Raw genomic sequence first — 640 nt, forward strand, 5'->3', positions numbered from 1 at the left:
GATTCGTTCAACTAAGACACGGCCATACCATGTGCGGTCAAAAATCGTCATCCGTCCCAAACTTGGGAAGTCTCGGTAAAATCGCCATAGGTAATGGTGATTCAACTCTTCATCATTTGGGGCAGCGACGGTAGCCACGTCATACCCACGAGGGTCCATCAACCGGGTTAAGCGTTGGTAATTCCCACCTTTACCGGCAGCATCTGACCCCTCGTAGGCTACAATAACCCCTTTGTTTTCTTGGTAAGCCCTAAACAACAAGTTGGCAGCCTGTTCTTGCAAGTCTTCCTTGATGTCATCATAATCTTTTTTTGAAATCATTGGTGAATGATCAACTTGCCCCACGATATCTGGACTATTACCAATAAAGTCTAAGTCTAATTGCGGACGTGTCAAATCTCTAGACAGCCAATCTTCTAAGCAATCGATACAAGTTTTGAGGGCCAAACGGGATTGATCCTTTTGGTCATCCACATGTAGGATATGCCATGGCGTTTCCTCAAAGTTTGTTTTCTCCAAAATCTCCGTAAAGTGTTTACGGTAAGCCTTGTAGTTTTTCAACTGGTCCTTATCTTGCTTGGTGACTAAGACTTTTCGGTAAGGATCTTCTTTCAAAGCCTCAATCCGGTCCGCCATTTCG

The 640-nt window shown here is 44.5% G+C and carries 1 pseudogene; it reads right to left on the reverse strand.

Going from position 1 to position 640, the window contains the following annotated elements:
• Positions 1–640, reverse strand: a pseudogene (locus tag ACRCJ0_RS18160) (phosphate:AMP phosphotransferase); the annotation flags it as partial.

This window comes from Aerococcus sp. L_32, from assembly GCF_050689315.1.